Origin of the sequence: Lamprobacter sp. (assembly GCF_034860625.1) — a bacterium.
Classification (GTDB): domain Bacteria; phylum Pseudomonadota; class Gammaproteobacteria; order Chromatiales; family Chromatiaceae; genus Lamprobacter.
Map to the genome: position 1 here is coordinate 1 of NZ_JAYESN010000339.1, position 2,612 is coordinate 2,612.

The 2,612-nt window shown below is 62.5% G+C and carries 3 protein-coding genes and 1 pseudogene; 1 reads left to right on the plus strand and 3 read right to left on the minus strand.

What is annotated here, in order from left to right:
- Positions 1-809 (minus strand): annotated as a pseudogene (locus VBE63_RS27160) (hypothetical protein); the annotation flags it as partial.
- A gap of 126 nt (positions 810-935) precedes the next feature.
- On the opposite strand from VBE63_RS27160, the gene VBE63_RS27165 reads away from it, so the two are divergent.
- Positions 936-1,442: an aminoacyl-tRNA deacylase gene (locus VBE63_RS27165; RefSeq protein ID WP_323686113.1), complete on the plus strand. Its 507-nt coding sequence runs from the start codon at positions 936-938 to the stop codon at positions 1,440-1,442.
- A gap of 65 nt (positions 1,443-1,507) precedes the next feature.
- Here VBE63_RS27165 and VBE63_RS27170 read toward each other — a convergent pair whose 3' ends face one another.
- Both VBE63_RS27170 and VBE63_RS27175 read right to left on the minus strand, forming a co-directional pair.
- Positions 1,508-1,840 carry a type II toxin-antitoxin system RelE/ParE family toxin gene (locus VBE63_RS27170; RefSeq protein ID WP_323686114.1) on the minus strand — a complete coding sequence of 111 codons (333 nt, stop codon included), beginning with the start codon at positions 1,838-1,840 and terminating at the stop codon, positions 1,508-1,510.
- Positions 1,837-2,067, minus strand: a complete 231-nt coding sequence (locus VBE63_RS27175) for a type II toxin-antitoxin system ParD family antitoxin (protein ID WP_323686115.1) — start codon at positions 2,065-2,067, stop codon at positions 1,837-1,839. The genes VBE63_RS27170 and VBE63_RS27175 overlap by 4 nt, the downstream gene beginning before the upstream one ends.
- Positions 2,068-2,612 lie beyond the last annotated feature (545 nt).

The following is a 2,612-nucleotide window of genomic DNA, read 5'->3' on the forward strand; positions in this document are numbered from 1 at the left end:
AGAAACCCCGCAGCGCGCGGATGCCCACCACCACCGTACTGGGACGCGATCTCGGAGACGTCGAGGCCCTGTGCATCCGAGCGCAGGCTGAAGCGTCGCCCGCTGGGTGTGTCGTGGTAGCAGGCGGCAAAGGGCTCACCGCGACAGAGGATGGCGCCGATCTCGGAGCTGTACTGGCCGGGGGCGTTGATCACCGGCACCTCGAAGCCAGCGATGCGGCTGCGATAGGCCAGGGTCTCGACCAGATACCGCACCTCCTTATCCCGTTGGCGCAGGAGCGGGATGCCTTCCTCGCGCAGTTCCTCGGGGTCCTCGCACATGAGCCGGCCCCATTCGATGAGCGAGAAGGGATAGGAGTCGAGCGTTGCGGTGATCTCGCGGGTGCCGGGCAGTTCGAAGCGCCAGAGATCACGGTCCTGAACGTGCTCCAGCAGGCGCGGTGGTCGTCGATCGGGAAAGTAATGATTCCAGGCCATCATGGCGCCGCAGCGTTCCATATCGAAGACGGCCACCACGTTGGCTGGCAGATCGACCAGATCGGCCTGAGCGGAGGCATGGTGGTCGAGGATCAGGATGCGCTCGGCCGCGTCCGCCATCGCCAGCAGCACGTCGCGCTTGTAGCTGAAATCGACCAGGATGACCTCGCGTCCTCGCACCTCAGGCGGCGATTGATGGTGAACGCCGGGATAGAGCTCAAGGCCAGTCTCAGCATGCGCCATATCGACGACCCAGGCGCCCGAGAAGCCATCCAGGCAATCGGTGTGGTAGATGCAGAGCGGATGCCCAAACGTCGGCGGTTGCTCGTTCAAGATCAGAAGGTGCCTCCAGGCGGTGGGTTGACTGCAACGGCAGCGAGCCAGCAGTGTGCCACAGGCTGAGCCCACTGATGGCCCTTGCTCCAAGCGGGTTAGACAACTGAAACGGTGGCGATCGAGATGGCAAAAACCAAAGAACCTGTGACCGCTGCGGTGCGGCTTCTACGCCAGGCTGAGGTCCCCTTCAGCGGTTTCTGCTATGCCTACACCGGCGGCGGGACCGCCGAGGTTGCACAAGCCTTGGGCGTTGATGAGCACCTGGTAGTCAAGACCCTGATCATGGAAAACGAACAGCAGCAGCCGTTGATCATGCTGATGCACGGTGATCGCGAGGTCGCGACCGGCGCCCTCGCACGCCAGATCGGCGCGAAGCGGGTTCAGCCCTGCGCACCGCAGATTGCGGACAAGCACTCCGGCTACCAGGTCGGCGGCACCTCACCGTTTGCGACACGCCACACGATGCCGGTCTACTGCGAGCGCAGCATCCTGCAGCTCGAGCAGCTCTACATCAACGGCGGCAAGCGCGGCTATATCCTTCGGCTGCGCAGCGCAGACCTCAATCGGCTGCTGTCGCCGCAACCGGTCGATGCGGTCCGGACTTACGCGCAGATCACCTCAATGTGTTGAGGAAAAGACAGACGTGTCCGCCACGCGGCCGCGAAAAATGTGTTTTTGAAAGTCTGGCCCCGGGATCACTCCGACTCGTCTTGCTCGTGCATCCATAGAGGCACATCTCGACGGCCATGAAGGACTCGCCAGACGTCGATATGAGCGTCCCGTTCCAAGTAGAAGATCAGGTAGGGGTATCGCTTGAGCGGCCATGACCGCAGGCCCGGTAGCTCAAGCTCGTAGGCGTATCGCGGTGAGCCAATCGCGGGGTTCGAGCCAATCTCGGCATAGGCCGATTCCAGCGCATCGACGAACCCAAGGGCAATGGCTTCCGAGCTCGTCTCCAGGTAGTACTCGATGATCTCGTCGACGTCCCGAATCGCGAGGCGCCGCGGTATGACCTGCTTCGTCGTCAATCGGCCTTACCTTTGCGAACGCGCGCTCGTAATGTGCCGAAGTAGGCCATGTCTGCGACCGCTCCGGGTTCAGACGTGGCCCCATCGAGGAGGAGCCCGCGCAGACGCTGCCGGTCCTGATCACGGCGGATCAGGTCGCGCACGTACTCGCTGCTGGTACCAAAGCGCCGACCGGAAACCTGCTCATCGACGTAGGCTTTCAGTGAGTCTGGGAGAGAGATGTTCATGGTGCTCATGTCGAGAAGGTAGCGTCAATGGCAAAAATTGGCAAGTCTCGATGCCTGTTCTTCGGCGTGGGCTCTGTACCCGACGGTCCCGACTTGAAGCGCCCCTCTGACCGATTATTCGTCTCACCGCCGCAAAGGTCGTTGCAGCGACCAGCAGTGCCGTGTTTGAGGACGGGGGCGGGGCCAGCAGCAAGGTCCGGTGTCGCCCCCGAAGCTGACGCTCACGTCCGCACGCCCGGAGGCAGATCCGGGTCGGAAGTGGTCCTCACGAACTGCTCTATGAAGTGTCGGAGGATGGGGTTGATAGTCGCCGATGAGGTGAGCGACCTCGAGAAGCTCGTCACCAAAGACGCTGGGAACTAGGAACCAACAGACAGCATTAGAAGCCCCGGTGATGGGCCGCTGATGCCCCGGTGTGCTTAGGCGACGCCTTGCATGCCCACATCCGCTTTGAAGAGCGAACCCTGTTCGAGACCGCGCAGCAGGTGCTGGAGCCCACAGTGCTCGCCGAACTGGGCGAGCTGCACGAAGCTGCCACACGCCCA